This is a genomic window from Desulfovibrio desulfuricans (genome assembly GCF_024460775.1).
Classification (GTDB): domain Bacteria; phylum Desulfobacterota; class Desulfovibrionia; order Desulfovibrionales; family Desulfovibrionaceae; genus Desulfovibrio; species Desulfovibrio desulfuricans_E.
On the sequence record NZ_JANFYZ010000032.1, the window covers coordinates 1 to 1,260 of the forward strand.

Here is a 1,260-nt window from a genome sequence, read left to right on the forward strand (position 1 = left end):
TGAGGTAGGTCGTCAAATTCGAACGCCATGTTAAGCGGCAATCGGCAGCTTTGGTTTCATCATCCCGCTTCTGACAAACGCCGCCGGTGAGAGATAGCCAAGTGCTGCCTGGCGTCTTTGTCGATTATAAAAAACCTCAATATACTCTGTCACATCTGTAATTGCTTCTGCCTGTGATCTGTAGCTTTTGCGATGGACCAACTCATTCTTCAATAAGCCCCAGAAGCTCTCCATGGGGGCGTTGTCGTAACAATCCCCTTTTTTGCTCATGGAACAGATCAGACCATATGCGTGGAGCTTTTTCTGATAAGCTGCGCTGCAATACTGGCTGCCGCGATCCGAATGCAGAATCAGTCCCACAGGTGGGCGGTGGAAACGCACCGCCTTCATCAATGCAGCCAAGACAAGCCCGGTATCCATACGCTCAGCCAGGCTGAAGCCGACAATTTCCCGGCTGTGTAAATCTTTGATTCCGGCAAGATATACCCAGCCCTGCCGTGTGGGGATATAGGTTATGTCACTCACCCACACGCGGTTGTGTTCGCCCGGCGTGAAGTCACGGTTCAGAAGATTGGAAGCGACCGGCAACGCGTGATTTGACTCCGTGGTGCGGATAACCCGTCGTTTGCGCTTACAGACGAGGCCCAGTTCACGGCGGAGCTGCTTGACCTTCCAGAGGCTGACGGCACAACCGCTTGCCACGAGTTCCCGGTGCAACCGCTCCGCGCCGTATGTGCCGCGTGTTCTCTGGTGGGCAGCCAGAACCTCGGCCTCCAGACGAGTTGTCTTGTTTGATGGGGCAGCGTCGCGTTTGAGCCAGGCGTAGTATCCACTGACAGATGCGTGCAAAACCAGGCAAATAAAACGGACAGGATATCGGTGTCGCAAAGCACTGACTGCGGCGTACCTCACAGCGACTCTTTGGCAAAGTACGCCGCCGCTTTTTTTAGAATGTCGCGCTCCATACGCAGCAGGGCGTTTTCTTTCTTCAACCGCGCCAACTCCGCATCCTGCTCACTCACGCCCGGCTTCAAGGCGAACTCGTGCTTGTCCAGTCGGTACTGCGTAACCCAATTCGCTAAAGTTTTCATAGGAACAGACAACCTTCGCGCTGTTTCCGTTACGCCGAAGCCATCCTCAACCGCCATGGTGACGGCTTGCTGCCTCAATTCCTGTGAATAACGTCCTCGTGGTGTTTTCGTCATAGAACCTCCTCATATGGATATGAACTATGGCGTCCGTTTTTTCCAGCCTACCTCA

At 53.9% G+C, this 1,260-nt stretch carries 1 protein-coding gene; it reads right to left on the bottom strand.

Annotation, left to right across the window (positions count from 1 at the left end):
* Positions 1-30 precede the first annotated feature (30 nt).
* Positions 31-1,205 (bottom strand): IS3 family transposase gene (locus tag NE637_RS15285; protein WP_227119549.1). Its coding sequence is split into 2 segments (ribosomal slippage): positions 31-938 and positions 938-1,205, totalling 1,176 coding nucleotides; the frame shifts between segments, so codons are not numbered across the junction.
* Between the last annotated feature and the right edge of the window lie 55 nt (positions 1,206-1,260).